21 protein-coding genes and 1 tRNA gene are annotated in these 21,217 nt (G+C 53.9%); 14 read left to right on the top strand and 8 right to left on the bottom strand.

Translation table 11 applies throughout. The features are described from left to right. On the bottom strand, positions 1-469 hold a 469-nt coding region (locus ABJF76_RS01625), incomplete at its 3' end, for a LysR family transcriptional regulator (RefSeq protein ID WP_413822490.1). A gap of 714 nt (positions 470-1,183) precedes the next feature. On the opposite strand from ABJF76_RS01625, the gene ABJF76_RS01630 reads away from it, so the two are divergent. The 6 genes from ABJF76_RS01630 (at position 1,184) to ABJF76_RS01655 (ending at position 6,101) form a co-directional block, all read left to right on the top strand. Continuing rightward, entirely contained in the window at positions 1,184-2,038 is an 855-nt protein-coding gene (locus tag ABJF76_RS01630; protein ID WP_413819341.1) for a LysR family transcriptional regulator, read from the top strand. A 467-nt stretch (positions 2,039-2,505) separates the two neighbouring features. After that, a complete protein-coding gene (locus ABJF76_RS01635) occupies positions 2,506-3,387 on the top strand; it encodes a helix-turn-helix domain-containing protein (RefSeq protein WP_413819340.1) in 882 nt (293 codons plus the stop codon). Further along, positions 3,384-3,854: a plasmid mobilization protein gene (locus ABJF76_RS01640; protein ID WP_413819339.1), complete on the top strand. Its 471-nt coding sequence runs from the start codon at positions 3,384-3,386 to the stop codon at positions 3,852-3,854. Before ABJF76_RS01635 ends, ABJF76_RS01640 begins: the two co-directional genes overlap by 4 nt. Beyond that, entirely contained in the window at positions 3,851-5,410 is a 1,560-nt protein-coding gene (locus ABJF76_RS01645) for a mobilization relaxase (RefSeq protein ID WP_413819338.1), read from the top strand. Before ABJF76_RS01640 ends, ABJF76_RS01645 begins: the two co-directional genes overlap by 4 nt. A 51-nt stretch (positions 5,411-5,461) precedes the next feature. Continuing rightward, positions 5,462-5,791: a type II toxin-antitoxin system RelE/ParE family toxin gene (locus tag ABJF76_RS01650; protein ID WP_089280538.1), complete on the top strand. Its 330-nt coding sequence runs from the start codon at positions 5,462-5,464 to the stop codon at positions 5,789-5,791. Position 5,792: 1 nt separating this feature from the next. Further along, positions 5,793-6,101 (top strand): DNA-binding protein, encoded by a 309-nt coding sequence (locus tag ABJF76_RS01655; protein WP_413819337.1) that lies wholly within the window; start codon positions 5,793-5,795, stop codon positions 6,099-6,101. A 319-nt stretch (positions 6,102-6,420) separates the two neighbouring features. On the opposite strand, the gene ABJF76_RS01660 is transcribed toward ABJF76_RS01655, so the two are convergent. Genes ABJF76_RS01660 through ABJF76_RS01675 form a run of 4 tightly spaced genes read right to left on the bottom strand, consistent with a single transcriptional unit; the run spans position 6,421 to position 12,608 of the window. Next, positions 6,421-7,773, bottom strand: coding sequence for an efflux transporter outer membrane subunit (locus tag ABJF76_RS01660; protein ID WP_413819336.1), 1,353 nt, complete (start codon positions 7,771-7,773; stop codon positions 6,421-6,423). Next, complete coding sequence (locus tag ABJF76_RS01665) at positions 7,770-10,883, bottom strand: efflux RND transporter permease subunit (protein ID WP_413819335.1); 3,114 nt, start codon at positions 10,881-10,883, stop codon at positions 7,770-7,772. The genes ABJF76_RS01660 and ABJF76_RS01665 overlap by 4 nt, the downstream gene beginning before the upstream one ends. Then, positions 10,880-12,238, bottom strand: coding sequence for an efflux RND transporter periplasmic adaptor subunit (locus ABJF76_RS01670; RefSeq protein ID WP_413819334.1), 1,359 nt, complete (start codon positions 12,236-12,238; stop codon positions 10,880-10,882). Before ABJF76_RS01670 ends, ABJF76_RS01665 begins: the two co-directional genes overlap by 4 nt. Positions 12,239-12,290: 52 nt before the next feature. After that, positions 12,291-12,608: a hypothetical protein gene (locus ABJF76_RS01675; RefSeq protein WP_413819333.1), complete on the bottom strand. Its 318-nt coding sequence runs from the start codon at positions 12,606-12,608 to the stop codon at positions 12,291-12,293. Between the two features lie 153 nt (positions 12,609-12,761). Between ABJF76_RS01675 and ABJF76_RS01680 the strand changes: the two genes are divergently transcribed. Beyond that, positions 12,762-13,484: a response regulator gene (locus tag ABJF76_RS01680; RefSeq protein WP_413819332.1), complete on the top strand. Its 723-nt coding sequence runs from the start codon at positions 12,762-12,764 to the stop codon at positions 13,482-13,484. After that, complete coding sequence (locus ABJF76_RS01685) at positions 13,477-14,772, top strand: ATP-binding protein (protein ID WP_413819331.1); 1,296 nt, start codon at positions 13,477-13,479, stop codon at positions 14,770-14,772. The genes ABJF76_RS01680 and ABJF76_RS01685 overlap by 8 nt, the downstream gene beginning before the upstream one ends. 481 nt (positions 14,773-15,253) lie before the next feature. Here ABJF76_RS01685 and ABJF76_RS01690 read toward each other — a convergent pair whose 3' ends face one another. Both ABJF76_RS01690 and ABJF76_RS01695 read right to left on the bottom strand, forming a co-directional pair. Continuing rightward, positions 15,254-15,529: a hypothetical protein gene (locus tag ABJF76_RS01690; RefSeq protein WP_413819330.1), complete on the bottom strand. Its 276-nt coding sequence runs from the start codon at positions 15,527-15,529 to the stop codon at positions 15,254-15,256. 2 nt (positions 15,530-15,531) lie between these two features. Beyond that, positions 15,532-15,921, bottom strand: a complete 390-nt coding sequence (locus tag ABJF76_RS01695; protein WP_413819329.1) for a helix-turn-helix domain-containing protein — start codon at positions 15,919-15,921, stop codon at positions 15,532-15,534. A 140-nt stretch (positions 15,922-16,061) separates the two neighbouring features. On the opposite strand from ABJF76_RS01695, the gene ABJF76_RS01700 reads away from it, so the two are divergent. Together ABJF76_RS01700 and ABJF76_RS01705 are read left to right on the top strand one after the other, a co-directional pair. Next, positions 16,062-16,265, top strand: coding sequence for a helix-turn-helix domain-containing protein (locus ABJF76_RS01700; RefSeq protein ID WP_348497185.1), 204 nt, complete (start codon positions 16,062-16,064; stop codon positions 16,263-16,265). 483 nt (positions 16,266-16,748) lie between these two features. Further along, complete coding sequence (locus tag ABJF76_RS01705) at positions 16,749-17,642, top strand: tyrosine-type recombinase/integrase (RefSeq protein ID WP_413819328.1); 894 nt, start codon at positions 16,749-16,751, stop codon at positions 17,640-17,642. A 22-nt stretch (positions 17,643-17,664) separates the two neighbouring features. Here the strand turns inward: ABJF76_RS01705 and ABJF76_RS01710 are convergent. Continuing rightward, positions 17,665-17,741 (bottom strand) — tRNA-Ile (locus ABJF76_RS01710). 268 nt (positions 17,742-18,009) lie between these two features. Between ABJF76_RS01710 and ABJF76_RS01715 the strand changes: the two genes are divergently transcribed. The 4 genes from ABJF76_RS01715 to rnd all read left to right on the top strand — a co-directional run. Then, the gene (locus ABJF76_RS01715) at positions 18,010-18,441 is read left to right on the top strand and encodes an ABZJ_00895 family protein (protein WP_413819327.1); all 432 of its coding nucleotides are present in this window, start codon (positions 18,010-18,012) and stop codon (positions 18,439-18,441) included. A gap of 76 nt (positions 18,442-18,517) precedes the next feature. Further along, on the top strand, positions 18,518-19,567 hold the full coding sequence (purM, locus tag ABJF76_RS01720) for a phosphoribosylformylglycinamidine cyclo-ligase (protein WP_348412948.1): 1,050 nt from the start codon (positions 18,518-18,520) through the stop codon (positions 19,565-19,567). Next, positions 19,564-20,154, top strand: a complete 591-nt coding sequence (purN, locus tag ABJF76_RS01725) for a phosphoribosylglycinamide formyltransferase (RefSeq protein WP_348412950.1) — start codon at positions 19,564-19,566, stop codon at positions 20,152-20,154. Before purM ends, purN begins: the two co-directional genes overlap by 4 nt. A gap of 73 nt (positions 20,155-20,227) precedes the next feature. Next, positions 20,228-21,217 (top strand): ribonuclease D (rnd, locus tag ABJF76_RS01730; protein WP_413822491.1); only part of this gene is annotated, 990 nt, incomplete at its 3' end.

Below are 21,217 nucleotides of genomic sequence, written 5' to 3' on the forward strand. Positions count from 1 at the left end.
CTGCAAGTTTGGATGTTATCAGACTTCCCGAAGAAGGTCGCCTGAGGCGGATAGCTAAATCGGCATCTCCGTAAGCGAGGCGGACATTTTGGTGGTTACTATCGATGTCCACAACCAAATCATTCTGCTCCGAAAGGATGTTCCTGACGTGCGGGGCTAGGATATAGTCCGCCACAAAATCTGTTGTAGAGATTGTGATATTTGACGTTGTAGCCTGAATTTGGTCTTCAATCGTTTCGATCGCAACACTGCAACGCTGGGCGATCACGGCAAATTTTTCTCCATCTTCAGTCAACGCCCATTCTCCATTTGGTTGTCGGAAAATAAGCGTCTTCTGGTAGTAATCTGACAGCCTCTTTATGCGTCTGGATACAGTTGTTGGGTCTGTTTTGAGGAACCTCGCTGCGTTATTAAGGCTGCGGTGCTGATCCAGTGCCAACAAGTAGCGTAAGTCGTCCCAATATTGCATAATTTCCGAACCTATAACCATACAGGGAAGGTACTTAGCCCGAAAGACGCCTCTCAAGCTTGCAAGTCGTACACTTCCTAAAACCAACCTAGTGTCATCGTCACCATTCGTAAGGTGCTGTCTGTGCAAAGTGGGGTTTTCATTTTTGAAAAATCAGAGGTTAAGATGGTTTGACCTGGTGCATACAAGCATGCAGATCTGAGCGAAATCACTACGAATACAAGTATTTTTTGCTATATATACTAGTATGTTAGATGTGTCGCGCAGAGCGGCCGACCAAGGATGAAATTGTCTGCAATCGATGGGTCGATTTTGCCGATGCGGTTCATAAAAAATATGGTTGGCCTCGCTAACTAAACGGACAACCTTGTGTTAAGACCTGCGGTGGGGTGGTACAATTGCTAGGGAATTGGAAGATGCAACTACTGATCATACACCGCAACCTGAGACCTTAAAGCTCCTCCACTTTTGAGTAAGATCCGTTCAACAAATTGGGGACGGATAATGAAGAAGTCACAGTTCAGCTAAGAGCCGATTATTGGGATGATCAAGGAACGAGAGTCGGGTCTTCCAACCGCTGAGATATGAGTTCGTTGCCAAAATGACGTTCCATAAACAGGCGCCATGAAGCCAGAAACAGAGAAGCGGATCCTACCCAAAAAGAGGGGGGAGCTGGCCACAGGTCAAGAGACTTAGATTACGCAGACTGAACGCATGTCAGTCCAATCTCGGAAAGGGTTAAAATTGCACAATTGGGACGACTTAAAGTTGATTCTTGCGGTTAGCCGGTATGGCACAATGAGCGCAGCAGCGAACTCACTTGGGATGAGCACGGCAACAATTTCTCGCCGCCTCGAAAAATGCGCCGAAGAATTAGATCAGACTTTGTTCATTCGCCGTGGGACACGCTGGGAGCCGACGCCTGCCGCCCTTGTTTTTGTTAAACTTGCGGAAACAGTAACTGACGGTTTTCCGAGTGAAGTTGATTTAGAGTCGGCTGACCCTTTCGAAGAAAGAGTTATTCGCGCATCCATGCCACTGGATATTTGCATGAGCACGTTGGCACCTAAAGTTACGAGCCTTTTGGTTGAGAATCCTGGCCTAGCGTTGGACATTTTTCACGAAACGAAGTCCGTTGCATTTGGCGAAGTCGATGTTCGAGTAAGTTACACTGAACCTAACGAAGGCAGACTTGTCAGGTTTAGGTTGGGTGAAATCGGATACAATTCATATGTTAGCACACGGCTTGTGGGTGATCCTACTGGCTGGGTCGAAGTCGTTGATTTGGAACGGAAACCTACATTCATGGGCCAAGATCTATTACAACAATTCGGTCAACCTCGCCTACGAAATGTCAGCCTATCGTGTGCTATTAACGTTGTTCATGAGATGCCGCTTGTTATTAATCTTCCAACCATACTGGCGCGTAACCAGACCGACCTAACCTTATGGCCCTCAGATAATCAGGAAACATACTTACCTGTATGGGCGAGTTATCATGAAAGCAGAAGGCTGGACCCGGATGTTCGTTTGATGTTGGGCTATCTCAAAAATTGCTTTGATTTCTAGGTCTTTGCCCTTCAATTTCCTTAGTAACCTTTGGGATTTTGGAGTCTTAGAATATGTGACCCTCTCTGCGAGGTTCATCGATGTCTTGTTCGTCGTCAATTCCTCAGTCGCTTCGTGAACAACGAATTTCGGCGCCTTATGATCCGTTAGGTTGCAATCGTACTCCAAATTTGATGGGAAAGTTCCGGATTTGGCCTCGAATCGAAACAACGCCAGAGAGCCGCACATAGTTCAAGTTGGTGGTATTGCGTGGGGCACCTTTTTTGAAAATCAATGCTCCCTAAAGCGCCCCATTTCGGGGTTAGCTTATTAGAAGTATTGAATTTTGGTAGGCCCGGCAGGCAGAACACAAACCTACAAGATCAGCAAGCTAGGCTGACGAACCGCAAAAATGCGGCCTTTGATTTCATTGCGATAATTTGGCACGTGACGAACCTTTTTTCGCAATCGTTCGGCGGTTTAAAACCATGAGCGGCATTGCTTTAATCTGGGCGGCGAATGTCAAAAGCCTGAAACCTGCTGCCAAGATTGTGCTGATTCAACTTGCGGACTTTCACAACAAAGAAACGGGCCAATGCAACCCGAGCGCACAGCGGTTGGCTGACGAGTGCGAGATGGGCCGGGCCACGTTGTTCCGGCATATGACGACCTTGGAGGAATATGGGCTTGTCACGCGCCATGCCCGGGGCGATGGCGAGGGCGGGCGCGGGTCCAACCAATATGAGTTGCATCTCGACATCACCCTTGGCCCAAGCGCCCGCCCGAAGGGTAGTGGCGGGGGTCTCAACAGGGTTGAGTCTCAAATTGAGACGGGGGGAAACGTCTCAAAAATGCGGGGGAAAAGTCTCAAGGGTGAGACGGGGGTAGTCTCAAATCGGGACAGGAACCTTACCATTGAACCTAAGAAAGAACCCCCTTCGCGCAAGCGCGAGGCGGAGGTGGATGAAGAGACTGAGAAGATTCTAGGGGCATATCCGCCAGACCGATTGCGCGGTAAAGCGGCTTGCCTTGCCCAAATCGAAGCGGCCATGAAGGAGGGGATCGAACCCGAGGACTTGCGGCAGGCCGTCCAAGCCTACGCCAACGATAGTGCAGGTTTCACCCGCTCCAAGGTCTGCTTTTCTGACAACTGGTTTCAGTCACGGCGCTGGCAGTCCTATGTCGAAAGGCAGGCGAAGGACCGAGAAAAGGCGGCCAGTTTGCAAGCCGATCACCATACGCGGCTGGCCTGTTGGATCAGCGACCACCACCCGATGTGCAAACACATCACGCCGACCCAAGTGACCGCGTTGCTCGCCTCAAAGCTGGTGTCGCAGGCCCAAATCCATGCGGCAGGCCTTAGAACATGACCGCTACCGATCCGACGACAGAGCAAACAGCAAGGTTACCCACCGATTACATCGGCGGGACTTGTGAGGGGCGGCGAGCCTCCCCTTCAAACCCCAACCAGACGCGCGAGGAGTGCGTCAAAGAAGGCCTTTCCGAGACTGTGATCTTTCGATGCACCGTTGCAGAGAAGGCCGCGCTCGTCGCCAAAGCGGACGCCGCTGGACTGCCCAACGCCACGTTGATGCGTGAGGCGTTGGGACTGGTCCAAGCGCGGCGGCGCAAGCCAGTGCCGCGTGTTGATCCGTCGCTGACGTTGGCCGTTGCCCGTGTCGGCGGCAACCTCAACCAACTGGCGCGCTGGATCAACGGGGCCGTCAAATCTGGTCGCGCAAGCAACATTGATGCCCTCAAGGTCAGCGTGCAGCTTGTCGCGATTGAACGCCAACTTGCGCAGATCATCGGCCAGCACAGTGAGGGCCAGCAGTGATCATCTCGTTCTTTTCATCCGGCACAGGCGGCGGTGCAGCCCCCGTGGATTACCTGACGGCCCGCGAGGTTTTGGCGTACGATGAAAACCGGAATTTGATCCGCGACGACTTCGGCCAGCCGCTTACCAAAATCCGCGACCCGCTGCCCGAAGTGCTGCACGGCAATCCCGACCGGACGCGGGATTTGATCGACGCCAGCACGAACAAGTGGAGCTACACCGCTGGCGTGGTCAGTTTCGCGGACAACGATCAGCCCAGCGAGGACGCCCAGCAAGAGGCCATTGAGCTATTTGAGGCTCTGGCCTTTGCTGGGCTTGAAGCGGATCAATACGACTGCCTTTGGGTGCGCCATGTCCACGAGGGCAATGTGGAGCTTCATTTCTGCACGCCGCGCTTGGAGCTGGCGACGGGGCGGGCGTTAAATATCGCGCCGCCGGGGCATGAGGCGGCGTTCGGCACATTGCGTGATGTGTTGAACAAGACGCACGGTTGGGCCGATCCGATGGAGCCTGACCTTGCCCGCGATTTCAAACTGGTGCGCGAAAGTGCCGACCGCGCCGAGGCGAGGCAGGTCATCATCGGCGCACTTTATGACCAGATTGACGCGGGCCTGATCACTGACCGCGCGTCCATGGTGGCTTTCTTTGAAGACACTGGATTCGAGGTAACACGCCAAGCGGCAAAATCAATCAGCGTTCGCGATCCTGAATTTTCGAAACCGTTTAAACTTGAAGGCGTCCTCACCCATGAAAACTGGTCCCCAACCCGACACGCAGAAATCGCGGCTGAGTATGAAACTGGCGCAGATGCAAACCGAGCAACAAGACTTGATGGCCTCTCACATGAGCGCCTTCGTGCAGACCTCGCAGACCATGTTGAACGACGCGCAGACTACAATGAAGAACGATACGGCGCACTTTCTGTTTCACAACAGGAACTTGTTCGAGGAACGGATCGAGCTGATCAAGAATTGGATAAGGTTCTCGCCTTGGATCATTACGGGGATCATCGTGACGGGGATCGGCTTGATGATGGTCGCGAGCTGGCTTTGGACGGTCCAACTGACGCGCTCGGAACTGACGGAACTGGGTCTGACGCGGATCGACAGGGAGGACGCGACATGGCTGGTGCTGGACCCGACCAAGACGCGCCTGAGGACCTGCACGCTTGGCGGCAGATCCGTGACCTGCATCAAGATCGAGGAGAATTAGATGACGACACCTCTGACAGCCTTGGAACGCGACTTGCTCGCCTGCGTCGAGCGGTTGGTGACGGCCTGCGAGGTCTCAGCGCAGGAATTGAGCGGGTTAGAGGAACGCTCGACGACCAGGATGCAGAGCCAGATGGATGGTATCGCACAATGCGTGACGCTGCTGGTACGTTCGCAAGCCGTATCAATGAAAGCATTGCGTGGATTGTTGAACGAGGAAGCGAGCTACGCGACGCTGGACGAACAGTTGAGCGCGAGCTTGAACTTAGCGAAGGACGCCGAAGAGAGGCTGAGACAGAGCTAGAAGAGCGGGAGGTCGAGATGGACCGGGGGATGACGCATTGAGGGGGCAAAACCAATTGACAATTGGTAACGTATGTGTCACCAATGGCCGCAATGAATAAGCTTGTTGTCTATGTCACCGAGGCGGGGAAAACACCGTTCGACGATTGGTTCAATGGTCTGGATACGGCGGCAGCATTGAAGGTGCGAACGGCGCTTGCACGGATCGAAACGGGCAATCTGGGTGATGTGAAGCCAGTAGGCCAAGGCGTGTCAGAGCGGCGCATCACCTTTGGCCCCGGCTACCGCGTCTATTTTGGACAAGACGGCGATACACTTGTGATCCTGCTTTGCGGCGGGACCAAGAAGCGCCAGTCCAAAGACATTGAGCAGGCCAAAGCATATTGGGACGACTACAAGGCCCGCAAAGAGAAAGGCGACTGACATGCCACTGACGAAAGACTTCAAAGACACGATCAAAGCACGCGCTGAGCGCGATCCTGAGTTTCGGGCAGGGCTGTTTCGCGAAGCCATCGAGGCGATGCTTAGCGACGATCTCGAGACCGGCAAAGTGTTGCTGCGTGACTACGTAAACGCCACGGTGGGGTTTGAAGCGTTGGCGCAAGACATGGACAAGGACCCCAAGAGCTTGATGCGGATGCTCAGCGCCAAAGGCAACCCGCGCGCTGATAATCTTCTGGCGATGGTGTCACGGTTGAAGCAGCGCGAAGGCGTGTCTTTTTCGTTGACCTAAGGCAATCAGTTACACGCGTAATTTTCATTCTGCCCATTTGTGCGAGATATAGTCTCGCAATCGGCCTCGAAAGCTGAAGCCTTTTGCGAACGAGAAAAACCGGATATTCGCTGCGCTCATCCTGAACTGACACAACACGGACTTTGCTGACTTTGGTGGTTTTCTGATCAATGACCGCCTTTTCAAAAGTGCCCTTGCAGCGAAATGCGCCATGGGCAGTTCCGGACCTTCACTAAGTTTACGTATCCTCAAAAGAAATCTTGCGTAAGCAGCCATTCGTTAAAATGCCCAAACCACCGCTTACATTCTGCGCGACGGATCATTGCGCGATTTTCCATCCTCGTCCCAAAGCCACTTGCAGGTTGGCCCACTCTATCGTTGCGCTTTGCACTTCCGCAGCCAACGCCAAACGACGGGCGGAGGTCGTTCGTTCAGCGTCAAGCAACTCAATCAGAGAGGAACGTCCCGCCTCAAAGTTGGCTTTGTTGAGCGTTAGCGCGGTTTCGCTAGAGCCAACTGCGCTCCGTAACAAAGTGATTTGTCTGTTTGAGCGGATCAAGCTGTTTGATTGGGTTTCTACTTCCCCCACCGCCGAGCGCACTGCGGCACGCCAGTTAAGCGCGGCTTCTTCGACCGCTGCGATTTGTGCGTCCCGGTTTGCTTTTAGCACGGGCCGATTGAACACGGGGAGCGAAAACGCAGGCCCAAAGCTCCAGGAGTGCGGATCGCTCACCGTCAGACTGCCCGAAAGCGTCAGGGATGGCAAAAGCTTGGCTTCTTGTACACCCAACCCCGCGACTGCAGCTGCATAAGTGCTTTCCGCAACGCGCACGCTCGGGATATTGCGCAGCAGATCTGCTGGTTTTCCAAGCGAACTAGCTCCTCTAGGGTTAGGCTGCGGGGCACCGCGCTGCATTTTGAGCAGGATCGGAGCGGGGTCGGCATCCAGCACGGTGGTCATCGCAAATACAGCATTCTCAAAATTGGAGAGATACCCTTGCAAATCGGCTTTAGCCGTAAACAGGTCCGCTTCCGCTTGCACAATTTCGAATTCTGATGCCGTGCCTGCCCGTCTTTTGTCGCGCACCAATGAGAGGGTTTGCTCGCGACTGGCAACAGTTTTGCGCGTCAAGGCGGCGGCCTCTTGAGCGAAGCGTGCAGAAACATAGTGCATTACGATGGATTGCGTCACGGCTGCGCGCGCGTCACCCAAATTGAAACCTGAGGCTTCCAGATTCGCCGCGGCCTGTTCCTGGCCACGTTTTATGCCGCCAAATAAATCAATCACGAATGTACCGCTCAGGATGCTCGTGTCGTTGGTAGTTGTAGGCAGATGATCAGCGCCAGCGCGGCTGACCGAGCTGGTGAGATTGCCTGTGGTTTGTGCATTGATTCCAGTTGCGCGCAGTTGAGCTTCGGATTTGCGAATGCGGGCGAGGCTGGATTGAATTGTCAGATTGTTCGCGAGCCCTTGAGCTACCAGATCATTCAACTGCGGATCCTTCAACTCGCGCCACCACATCTGCAATTCAGGAGACTGGAGCGATGAGCCACCCCCCGCTGTAAATGCGGCAGGCATGTCCATGCTAAGTGGCGTAAAGTCAGGCCCAACAACTGTGCAGGCAGATAGAGAAAGAGCCAGCATCGTGCTCATGATGAATTGGGGCTTCATGAAGGGAAGTTTCCTTTTTCAGGAGTAGCCTGACCGCCCTCGATCCAACGCTCGACGTTGGCGAAGTCGAAATAGGCGGCCAAAACGGCGGGGAAAACCAGCACCACCAGGATCAGTGAAGCCAGAACACCAAAGGCGACGGAGACAACAACAGGGACAATCGTCACCAGAGAGGGAGACGTCTCAAAGACAACGGGCAAAAGGCCGATGAATGTTGTGGTCGAGGCAAGCAAAACCGGTCTGAAGCGGCGACGCATGGCTTCAACAGCCGCTGTCACATGATCCGTATTTTTTGCGTTTTGCTCAAAAAAGGTGACAAACAGGATCGCGTTGTTCACGACTATGCCGGCCAGCGATGCAAAACCGATCACAGAGGGCATCGACAGATCAATGCCAATGGCCAAATGGCCCAAGATGACCCCGATAAGGGCAAAGGGGATCGACGTCATAATGAAGATCGGGAGGACATAGCTTCGGAACTGAAACGCAAGTACGAGATAAACAACCACAAGCCCGATGGCCAAGGCGCTAAAGATCGAGCCCTGTGTTTCTGCCTGACTCTCTGTTGCGCCGCCGATTGAAAAACGGACACTCGGATATATCGCCGCGATGCGCGGTGCGAGTTGCTCCAGCGCGATCTCGCTGATGCCATTGGCGGTTTGCACCGTCCGGTCGATCTCGCCAACGATGCGTGCGCGTGCCAAACCGCTTTCGCGTGTAATCTGTGAAAATGTCGATGCCTCAGAAATCTGTGCAACGCGCGAAAGTGCGGCTTGTTCTCCGCTTGGCAAGGTGACAGGCAAGGCGCGCAGTGCGAGCAAGCTTTCGGCGACATCTGGCTGGTTTACGACAACGTCAAAACTGGTTTGTCCCACTCGAAAGGTATCCGTAATCGTGCCTGTGAAAGAGGTACGCAGTTGCTCTGACAGGCCAGACGTTGTGAGGCCGAGTGAGCGGCCATAGGCAGTAAGCGTCAATTGCAACTCGCTTTGGCCTAACGTAAAGTCAGAATAGACGGATCGTACGTCGCTGCGCGCGGCCAAAGCGGTCAATAATTCTGAGGACGCCGCCGCCAAATCATCTATATCCTGTGACGTGACAGAGATATCGATGTCACTTCCGCCGGGCGTCACGCTGGTCGTAGTATAGTTGATCTGGGAAAGGTCGGGGATTGGCCCAGCGGCCACTTTTACAGTGCTTAGAAGTTTGGCGGATGAAACATTGCGCGCTTCGCTTGTCAGCACATCCACTGTGACCGTTGCAGTGTGTGGGCCATTGTTGCTGACGTCGCTGTTGCGGCCATATTCGACCAAGACACGCTCTACCAAAGGCACCGCGCCATCGGTGCCGGGCGTGTAGCGCGCATCCATCTGCTCGACCCCAGCTAGCACTTTGGCCACCGCACTTTGCGTTTGATCAAACTGCAAGCCGGGCGTGAGAGCGATACGTATTTCAAGGGTATCGGCATCGGTTTGAGGAAAGCCGATCAAACGCACTTGTCCTGAAGTCACCAATCCGATGCACAGGATGAACGCACCGATCGTCGCGCCCAAGGTCGCATAGCGCCACCGCGTCATGAATGTAACGAGCGGAACGATGCCGCGATCACACAAAGCGTCTAAGAGGCGCGGGATCACTCGCTTGCGGGTGTCCCTTGTACGCGGCGCGGCATGAGACAAGTGATTGGGCAAGATCAGGAAGGCCTCTACAAGCGAGGCCAATAGCGTGACCAGCAAGACAATCGGGATTACTTTTAAAATTACGCCGATCTCTCCAGACAGAAACATCAACGGGCCAAAGACGGCAGCCGTGGTCAGAAACGAAGACACCACGCCAACTATGACTTCGCTTGTGCCTTCGACTGCCGCTTCTTTCGGCGCAAGGGTGTCACGCCATTTGTCGATGTTTTCGGCGATCACGATACTGTCGTCCATGATGATGCCAATGGACATCAACAGCGCCAGAACCGAGATGACATTTATGGTCACTCCAAGCGCGCCCATAATGAAAAGCCCCAACAAAAAGGAAAACGGCAGCGCCATTGAGATCCACAAAGCATCCCGCAACGAAAAAAACAGGCACATGATGATGAAAACCAGTGCCAAGGATTGCAGCGCATTTTTCAAAACAAGCGAGATGCGGTCTGAAATTACCTCTGTCGAATTATTAATGATTGTAAGTTCAAGATCTCCGCCAATTTGGGTTTCAAGGTTTGCAAGGTATGCGTCTACTGCTGCAAAGGCGTCGATTGCATCGTCATTGGACGTCTTGCTGAGCGTGATAATCGCCGCATGCCGTCCTTCTATTTCCGAGCGCAGCGCGGTTTCTGCAAGCACCAGTGTCACATCCGCCACATCAGAAAGGCGCACAGTGTCGCCAGCACTGCCTTCCAAGATTGTCAGTTTTTTGAGGTCTGCAACACTTCGCTTGGTGCCATCGATACGCAGGCTATAGTTTTCTACCGCTGTCTCGACGGTCCCTAGCGGGCTTGACGTCGAGCGCTTTGATATCGCGTCGGCGACGTCTTTTGACGACAAACCATAGCGTTGCAGGGCAACGTCATCCAAATGCACCCTGTATTCCAAGGTTGAGACACCGCGCACTGTTGCGGATGCCACCCCTTGGAGGGACGCCAAGTCAGCTGCAAGCGCACTCGCGTAGCGCACCAATGCTTCGTCTGATGCGAGGCCAGAGACCGCCAAAAGAGCGATCTGTTCGGTGCGGCCTGCGATTGAAACGCTTGGTTCTTCAGCGCCATCCGGCAAATCCTGAATTGCCGCGACTTCGGAAAAAATATCGTTGAAGAACTGCGTGATATCGCCGCCTTCTGCCATCGTTAAAGTGGCACTTGCGCGGGCCGGAACGGACTGACATGTCATGTCGTCCAAACCGTTCACAGCACGCAAACCATCATCAAGTAATTGGCAGATTTCTTGATCCACGTCTTGTGCAGTAGCTCCGGGATAAGCCACCGTCACCGAAACTCGCGAGGCAGAAAATTCAGGAAATGTCTCGCGTTCCATGCCGCCAATGGTGCTTAGCCCCAAAAATAATCCCGCGATCAGGAACAGATTTGCGGCGACTGGGTGGCGTGCGAAAAAACCGATCATGGCTGGTTGCTTCCATGCTCGACACTTTGTTCAACAAGCTCAAGTAACAGACCTGACGTCGCTGGACTTGGGTCGGAGAGCACAACGCGCGCGCCAGTCGCCAAGCCTTCACGGATTTCTACCTGGTCTCCATAAACGGTGCCAATGATAACATCGCGCCGTGCGAGGCGGTTGTCTGAATCAGCGACATAAAGATAGGTCGTGCCCGCTTCATATCGCAACGCGCGTTCCGGCACCAAAAGCACATCATCGATGGGTGGGCTTGTTATGATGACCTCAACAAAGCCACCAGATATGAGGGGTGGGCCCGCTGGGTCTTGTGGAGATTTCGCTGTGTTCTCAACTTGAACAACGACTCCGATTGCACCGGTGCTCTCATCTATTTGCCCTGTAACCCGCGTGATAATCGCAGGCCATATACGAGCGGTTCCACCACCGAATTGCGCCATGACATGAGCTTGCAATGTGGCTCCTGCACGGCTCAAAGGTCCATCACTTTGATTTTCTTGTTCGGATGTCTGATTTGCATTCATTGCCCCAACGAGCTGCGCGAAATCACTGGGTTGAAAGGCCGCTTTAATCTCTACCGTGTTGACGGTTTCGAGCGTTATCAACGTATCCCCAGGCCGCACATACTCCAACGCGCTCGCACCGCGCTCACTGACGCGCCCATCTAGCGGGGCGACCACACGCGTGCGTGCCAGATCCCGCTCTGCGCTTTCCAGATCTGCTTGCGCCTTGGCCAAGCCGGCCTCGGCAGAGCGAAGATCAGGCGCAACCAAAGCCAAGGATGCCTCAAGCGAAGTGACTGCGGATTGCTGGGACAGGAAGGTGCGATAGGCGCTGTCCAATTCTGTCGCCGCGACGGACCCGCCTTTGATGAGTTTTTCTATGCGATCACGATCGGCGCGGTGAATTTCAAGGATTTTGCGCTCAACATCAAGCGAGGTTTGCGTATTGCTCGCGTTGACTTGAAGCGATTGAATGTCTGCTTGCGCGCGTAACACATCAGCTTCGCGTTGTGCGACGTTGATTTGATAATCGCGTGGGTCGATCTCGAACAATAGGTCGCCTGCGCTGACCATAGTGCCCACTTGCAAGTTGTCGTCATAGACCACCAATCGACCTTCAACCTCGGCCACCCCAGACCAAGAGCGTGTCGTTTCAACGCGCCCGAAACCGCGGGCTTCAGCTGAAACAACCCTTGGCGTGACATTCACAAAGCTGACAGGAAAACCGACTTCTTCGCGGTCTTGTTCTCTCGCTCGTGGCTGATTGTTCATCCAGCTTACAACCACGAGGGCCAAAACAATAGGTGGCAGGATCAGCAGTTTGCTGAGGGTTGAACGGAGCATTGGGTTTCCCTTTGGCGTGTCGTGGTGCGCCGTGGCGTTCTTTTTGTCGGGGTTAACCCGAAGTTGCGCTTCGCAATTCTGCTGCGCTCACAGCCCCGTCCGAATTGGCATCCAGACGCGCGAATGCTTTTCGGTAGAGCCCTAGTTTTTGAACATGACTTGACTGTCCGATCTTGGAGGCAGCGTTAAGGTCAATAAAGGCTGTGAATTCGGCTTGAGACAATGCGCCGTCAGAATTTGCGTCCGCCATTTGGAAATTCGCAATCGCTTGTTTGGAGACCGATTGCGCGGTTGCGGCAGGCGCAACGACGAAACCAATAATCACGGCCAGCGATGTGGTGAACGTCTTTGAGAAAGTACATGGTAGCATTTTTGAACGCCTTTTGTTGATAAGATCAGGCATTCCTAGCGACTGTGTGTTTCAGGCGTATTGCATTAAGCGCGTTAATTGTTTCGAGATGTTACAGAATGGCTGAATTGACTTTCAATGAAACATTTCGGCTGCTCTTGCTGGCGAAACTGTGTGATATTGCGCCTTATGAACACCAAACCTCATCGCATTATTGTCGTGGATGACGACCCTGAACTTAGGGCTCTGCTGAAACGCTTTCTGACGGAGCACGGGTTCGAGACGCGCGCCGTCGACGGTGGAGCTGCATTAGAGCGTGAGCTGACGCGCAATCCGCCGGATGCAATTGTGCTTGATCTGATGATGCCTGGCGAGGACGGCTTGGCGGTGTGTCGGCGGCTGCGCGCGCAGGGAACCTTGACCCCGATTGTTATGTTGACCGCGCGAGGCGATCCGATTGACCGGATCGTCGGGCTTGAAACAGGTGCCGATGACTATCTTGGAAAACCTTTTGAGCCGCGTGAATTGGTTGCGCGGCTGAACGCCGTGCTCAGGCGTACTCGCAGCGCGGGGCAGCGAATGACTGAACCGGAGTTTCGCGTTGGTCCGTTAGAGATTAATATGGCTGAAATGTCTGTGCGTAAGTCCGGTGAGGAGATCAAGCTTTCCGGTCGCGAATTCGCATTACTCGCGGCCCTTGCGCAAAGCGCAGGGCATCCTTTGACGCGCGCGCAATTAATCGACCGTGCCTTTGGGCGCGATGCAGAGGTCAGCGACCGCGCCATTGATGTTCAGATTACCCGGCTCAGACGCGCCATCGAGGATCGCAGCGACGCTCCTGATCTGATCAAAACGGTGAGAGGCATCGGCTATGTCTTTGCAGCGCGTCATGATTAGAACGCTGCTTGGCCAAAATATCGCAGTCCTTTTGGCCACGACGCTGTTTGCGCTGGTATTGTCGCTTAGCCTCGTAGCTTTCTTTGTGTTTAGGCCCGAGGCTCAGCGAGCCGCGCGTGTGACGGTTGACTTAACCGAAGTTCTTGCGGTTTTGGCGGATGGGGCGGACGGCCCGAACCGTGTAAAAACACTGCAACTTTTCGACAGTCATCCCGACTTCAGCGTGAAGGTGTCCCGGAACGCGCCAAGTGGAACCGCGCAGCCGCAAACGCTTCCCGGGAGATTTTTTCTTAGAGAGCTAAAGGCGCAGAACAATCGCGGTGACCCAAAAGACTGGCGTATTGGCGACGACGGCTGGCTTTGGGTTCAGCTGACGGAAAGTGAGCCGCCGATCTGGGTTTCATTCCGCACCGCACCCGCGCGCGATCCGATCAAAGCGTTTGCCGGTGTGTTTACTGTCGCGCTTCTGAGCAGTTTCATCGGCGGTGTGTTCTTGCAGCGTCGTTTAGCGCGCCCCCTGAAAGCGCTAGAGGATGGAATTGATGTCGCAGAGAGCGGTACAAGCCTGCCTGAATTCGATGAGGACGGTCCACGGGAAATTGCCGCTATCGCGCGTGCGTTGAATCAGATGTCGAAAACGATGCAATTTGCGGAAATGGACAGGGCAGTCATGCTCGCGGGTGTCAGCCACGATCTGCGCACCCCATTGACCAAGTTACGCTTGTCACTGGCTATGCTTCACGGAGCGGATCAGGACTTGCTGATATCAGCGGAGCGACAGGTCTCGCGGATTGAATTAATGTTGGCTCAATTCCTTGAATATGCGCGTGGGTTTTCGGAAGAGCACATGCAAACGGTCGATCTTAAGTCGCTTCTGCAAGAGGCAATCGCAATCAGCTCTGTCGACACGGCCATCAAGATTGACTGCCCTGCCGACGTCCGTGTTGTTTTAAAACAGAGCGCCGTCATTCGCGCGGTCAGCAATCTGGTGACCAACGCAGACAGTCATGGCGCAACCCCAATCGAAGTAACAGCTCGGCACGGCAAAGGGGATTTGACGATCAAGGTGAGCGACGCGGGTTCAGGCATTGCACCAGAGGCGGTCAATATTTTGACCAAACCCTTCGCGCGAGGAAACGCTGCGAGAACAAATGAGGGCACAGGGCTTGGTCTTGCCATCGCAAACCAAGTGGCGATTGCCCATAGGGGCTCATTGAGTTTCGAACGCTTAGATGGCCGTTTCTGCGCAATTCTTACAGTCCCAAAGCACGGCGATCTGCATTCGTAACGTCGCTGACTGGGAAAAAGAAGAACACACCGCACTGGTGAGCAAATGCGCCTTTCTATTCTTGCCTTGTTGCTTACTGTACATCACGAGACGTTAAAGAATTACATTTTGCTTGCGAACTGAGCGTTCAAAATAGCGGTGGATAGGCATTAGCATCAAATATCCATTCAGAATGGCTGCTATTTTTCGGTTTGAGGTAGTGACAAGCGGCAGACTTGGGCCAAATTTCGAGCCTTTAATCGCAACTGTTCCCAAAGCATGCATTGCTGCGCGCAACAGCATCCGTCACTCTGGGCTCACTCGGGACATTAGTCGCAGCTCGCGTGAACGGCTGGTCTTGGAACATTGCCATTCGCTGCATCCCGTATAAACGACTAGAATGTTAGGTTTTTCAGCCGTTGGCACTTTGACCATTACTGCTGAAATAGCCTAATTTTTTTATGTGCATTCGGCTAGCCCAAACCAATTGTGTCCGTGCTCGCTACTTTGTTTGAGATGGAAGGCGGCAGATCAGCTCTTGGCAATCGAGTTTGATCCTTCTCAGCTGATTGGCTGCAATCACCGCAAATACGAGAGCTCCAAGGCTCAAAAGTTGTTTCTCTAGGCTGCCTGCAGTCCAAACGACGGCAATGGTCGCGCATGTAATCAATACAACGCTCGAAAGAAACGCACCCTTGGCCTGCTTGTGCATGGTTTGAGCCACCTCCAATACTGTAGCCCCATCTGCGTACTGTTTCTTGAAAAAACGTGTCGGCATGATCACTCCTTCAGGCTTTGCTGTGCAATTTCCTGAGCATCAACTTGGGTTAAGCCTTCGCCCTGCTTGAGGCTCAGTTTCACAAGCAATTTCAAGAAAGCCGCAGCTTTTTCGGGGCTTTTTTCGATTAACGTAGTTGGAACCGTGCCAAGACCTGCGAGCAGCGCGTTTTCAACGATGTCTAACTCAGTGTCCCCAAGCGGGGTTTGCTTTCCCGTGAGAATCCACAAAGGTTCTTCGTTCATCAAATTGTGCAGTTTGATTAATATCGATGTTGGCACTTCACGTTCACCGCTCTCGTAACCCCGATAGGACCGGTACGACGCGCCAATCGTTTCAGCAAAATCTTGCTGGTTTAGTCCGGTTTTCGCTCTGATTTCTTTCAGGCGCATGCCGATACTCGTGTTTTCGCTAGACATTGGTGATATACAAGTCCACATGTTGACCTTAATGTCCAAATTTGGACATTAAGGTATCTTTAAGGTCAAAGTTGTCTCAAAATGTATAACATCGCCGCAAAGAAAGGGAAGTCATGAGTGAAGCCATGTTGGAAACCAAAGATGTTGCGGAATGTCTTGGCCTTTCCGTACGCCGTGTGCGGCGGCTCCTTTCGTCAAAGAAGCTGCGCCACGTTCGTATTGGGAGGCAGTTTTTTGTCCCCGAACAAGCCGTCCAGGAGTTTCTATCCCAAAACATGGTCGAGACTTGCCTCGCTGATGAGAAGGGCAATCCTTGAAAGATCTAAAAGGCTTAGAGACGTTGTTTGTTTCACCGTCAGAGCGGAAGTGAAAACTGATCTAGAGAGAAAAAAGAAGCCAGCCCAAACGGAGACATCTGCCATGCCCGCCAGAAAAGCTGTTTTGACCCAGACAGAACTGAAGCGCTATTTGGCCGCATACCGTGACGCGGGGATTCCCGTCGGGCGTACCGAAATTGGCCCGGATGGGACGGTGGTGATACATTCTGCGAGTGAGAACTCACCACCAGAGATAAATGATTGGGACGCAGATTGAAAAAACGAGAAAAATACCCGGGCGCAAGCTCCTACAAGGATCGACACGGGAAACGCCGTTGGCGGTATAGGTCTCGCGGGTTCACTGCCGAACTGGGGTCTGACTACGGGTCAGACGAGTTTGAACAAAGGTATCAGGATGCCGTGAACCGCCAGAAGTCGAAGTCTAGTGAAGGGGCGGGGGCTTCCCGCACAAAAGCTGGAACTTTGGATGACCTGGTCACGCATTTCTACAAGCTGCACTTTCCGACCATCAGCGAAAGCACGCGGGCCGATTATCGCAGTGTCATCGAGCCTTTAAGGCTCAAACACGGCAAGAAGCGTATCGCGCATATGAAAATTCGGCACGTCATGACCATCAAGGCGGAAATGCACGAAACGCCGATGCAGGCCAACAAGATGCTCAAACGGCTGTCTCAAATGATGGACCTTGCCGTCACGATGGATTGGGTTGCCGCCAATCCGGTCCTCGGTGTCAGTAAGTATGCGACCACGTCCGAAGGGTATCACTCATGGGACGAAGGCGAGATTGCTCGTTTCTATGAGGTTCATCCACTCGGATCACCTGCGCATATTTGCATGACGCTGATGCTCTACACAGGGGCCGCAAAGGTTGATGCGGTGAAGCTTGGGCCAGCGAACGTCAAAGATGGGCGGATAGAATATCGCCGTCAAAAGACCAGCAAGAACCCAAGCGGGGTGCTGATCAGCTTGCCGATCCATCCGGCCTTGGCAGCAGCTTTGGCAGCAAGGCCCGTCACTTTCACCTACCTTGAGACTAGCCATAACAAGGCGCGCTCTCGCAAGGGCCTTGGAACATCCATGCGCAAGTGGTGTGACAAAGCGGGCTTGCCGCTGTGTTCCTCACATGGCCTCCGAAAAGCAATCTGCCGCCGTATCGCCGAAGCGGGTGGCACACCCTACGAAATCATGGCGGTCAGCGGGCACGTCACGCTGGCGATGGCTCAAAAGTACTGTGAGACGTTTGGGCGGCGGGACATGGCCGATTCAGCATTTTCGCGACTTACAGGCACGAAAGCGGAACAAAACTTGACGAACCACCCTGAAAGGTTCGTCAAAAAATCACCTAACACCCTATAATAAAAGGATAATAAATGATGTTTGGTAGGCCCGGCAGGACTTGAACCCGCAACCAAAGCGTTATGAGCGCTCTGCTCTAACCAATTGAGCTACAGGCCCGCCAAGGCTTCGAGATACCACCGATGTCCGCCGTGTCAAGGCAGACATCGTCCTGCGCTTTGGGTAATGTTTTCTTGTTCAATGTTTACAATTCGCAAGGACCACGGTGATCGTGGCGTTACAAACGCGGATCGGCAACAAAATGCGTTCGCAAAAGGGGGGCACCGTTGAAGCGCTTGGTTTTCAGCGGCTGGTTCCGCGGGTTGCTTGGACGGCTCAGCAAAGCTATTGCCAAAGAACAAATTGCACTGCTCAGAAAGAAAAGCTGATGACAAACGGACAAATCTATAGGCGCTTCACAGTTGTAACCGTGATCATGATGGTCGCAGTGATTGTGATCTCGCTTGTGGTTGACCAGGTGCTTGGCATTGATGTTGGCAGCGGCGCTGGCATTGTGTCTTTGTTTGTTCCGGCCATGGATGCGGGCGGAACTTATGTGCGCGCAACCCGCACTTTGCTTGAAAAAGGACGTATGTGGCGCATGTCTTGCGCGTTCTTTGGGATCAATCTGGCGGTGGGGTTACTTATCTTTATTGCGCTGTTTGTCGTCAGTGGGGCAAGTTTTCTCGCGGCCTTTGCGCAGATTGGCCTTTTTACGTTTCTCATCATCTTGGTGGTCATGGCAGCCATTTTGATCCCAATCACGCGCTTTTCGCTTGGCTTTGGCGCGCGCCTTGCGTTCAAGCAGCTGGAAAAATAGGAACACTGTAGCGCGAGGCATAGACGTCGCGCAGGCACCTTGGTAGGGACACGCCATTCGGATCACGGAGGCAGCCATGACCAACACAAACACAAACGGAATGACCTATGCAGAGGCAGGCGTTGATATTGACGCAGGCAACGCATTGGTTGAGCGGATCAAACCAGCGGCGGCAGCCACCAAGCGGGCAGGTGTTGCGTCTGGCCTTGGCGGGTTTGGCGGGTTGTTTGACCTTAAAGCTGCGGGATTTGTTGATCCGGTTTTGGTGGCGGCCACTGACGGTGTCGGAACAAAGCTGCGCATTGCCATCGATACAGGCAACGTGGATGGCGTTGGTGTCGATCTGGTCGCGATGTGCGTCAATGATCTGGTCTGCCAAGGCGCAGAACCTTTGTTTTTCCTCGACTACTTCGCGACCGGCAAGCTTGAGCTTGATCAAGCGGCGCGCATCATCGAAGGCATTGCCAAAGGTTGTGCGGCCTCTGGGTGCGCACTGATCGGTGGCGAAACGGCCGAGATGCCGGGCATGTATCCGGCGGGTGATTTCGACCTTGCAGGATTTTCAGTGGGCGCGATGGAGCGCGGAACAGCCTTGCCCACCGGTGTTGCGGCTGGCGATGTGTTGCTTGGTTTGACCTCTGATGGCGTGCATTCCAACGGTTATTCTCTTGTGCGTCGCATCGTTGAGGCGTCAGGCCTTGGCTGGGGTGATGCGTGCCCATGGGGTCAAGGCACCTTGGGCGAAGCGTTGCTGACGCCCACGCGACTTTACGTCAAAGCGGCCCTCGCTGCGATCAATGCGGGTGGCGTGCACGGTTTTGCCCACATCACAGGCGGCGGCTTGACCGAAAACCTGCCACGCGTGTTCCCTGATGGATTGGGCTGCACCGTCGATCTGGACGCATGGGATTTGCCGCCTGTCTTCAAATGGTTGGCGGACGTCGGCAATATGGATGCAGGCGAGATGCTCAAAACTTTCAACACCGGGGTTGGCATGGCCGTTGTGGTTGCAGCCGATGCGATGGCGGATGTCACTGCCGCGCTAGAGGGAGAAGGTCAAACCGTGATCCCATTGGGCCATGTCACCGAAGGGCAGGGCGTCACCTACAAAGGCGCGCTTTTGTGAGCAAACGGGTCGGCATCTTTGTATCGGGTGGCGGGTCTAACATGCGCGCCTTAGTCGAGGACATGGTGGGCGATCACGCCGCGCGAGCCGCGGTCGTGGTGTCCAACAACGAAACCGCTGGCGGCATCGCGTGGGCGCGTGCACAAGGCATCGCGACCGAAGTGATCGACCACCGTCCTTTCGGCGAAGATCGTGTCAGTTTTGAGGCCGCGATCACGACGGCTTTAGCGCCTTACGAACTTGATATCATTTGCCTTGCTGGGTTTATGCGGGTGTTGACGGCTGGGTTTGTCACGCCTTGGCAAGGGCGCATGTTAAATATTCACCCTTCGCTTTTGCCTAAATACAAAGGGCTGCACACCCATGCCCGCGCGCTTGCCGCAGGGGATGCGGATCACGGATGCACAGTGCATTTGGTTACAGCCGCACTGGATGACGGGCCTATTTTGGGCCAAGCACACATATCTGTTCAGGAGGGCGACACAGCAAGCATGTTGGCGGACCGCGTGCTTGAGCAAGAACACCGCCTTTACCCGGCTGTGTTGCGCCGTTTCGCGGCCGGAGAAACAGCGCCGCTCATGCTCTAGTCATAGTGGCACAATTGTTGTAAACCCACGTAACTCTGACGGTAATCAATGCTGCAAAAATAAGAAGTTACGTATGAAAACTATTACTACGACCGCCGACCTCGAAACGTACTGCAAAGAGGCGGCGCAGCATGATTACGTCACTGTGGACACCGAATTTCTGCGCGAACGTACTTATTATTCCAAGCTTTGCCTGATCCAACTTGCGATGCCCGGCACTGATGACAGCAACGCTGTTTTGGTCGACCCGCTTGCAAATGACCTGTCGTTAGAACCGCTTTACGACCTGTTTCGCGACACATCTGTCGTCAAAGTGTTTCATGCGGCCCGTCAAGATCTAGAGATTTTCTACGTGGATGCGCAGGTGTTCCCGGAACCGTTGTTTGACACACAGGTTGCGGCAATGGTGTGCGGCTTTGGTGAACAGGTCGGATACGAGACGCTTGTGCGTAAAATCGCGCGCGAGGGCGTCGACAAAACGTCGCGCTTTACCGATTGGTCGCGTCGCCCGTTGACGGACGCGCAAAAGAATTACGCGCTGGCTGATGTCACACACTTGCGCCAGATTTATGAATTTTTGGCCGCCAAATTGGCCGAAAGCGGCCGCGCCGCGTGGGTCGAAGAGGAATTAAAGGTTCTTTTGACCCCGGCGACCTATATTATTGCCCCAGAATTGGCATGGAAACGCGTGAAAACGCGCACGTCCTCGCCCAAGTTTCTGGCAATCGTCCAAGAATTGGCGGCGTTTCGCGAGAGCCATGCGCAAGGGCGAAATGTCCCGCGCAACCGTGTGTTCAAAGACGACGCGCTAGTCGAACTGGCCAGCAACAAGCCCAAGACCTACGAAGATTTGGGGCGGTCGCGCCTTTTACTGCGCGAGGCCCGCAAGGGTGACATTGCTGACGGCATTCTGGCCGCCGTAAAACGCGGGGTCGAGATGCCTGCTGGCGTCCAGCCCAAACCTGACCGTTCGCGCGAAAAACTACAGGTGAATCCAGCACTTGCGGACTTGTTGCGTGTTTTACTGAAGGCAAAAACAGAAAGTGCAGGGGTGGCGGCAAAG

It is taken from the genome of Tateyamaria sp., from assembly GCF_039940735.1.
Taxonomy (GTDB): Bacteria; Pseudomonadota; Alphaproteobacteria; order Rhodobacterales; family Rhodobacteraceae; genus Tateyamaria.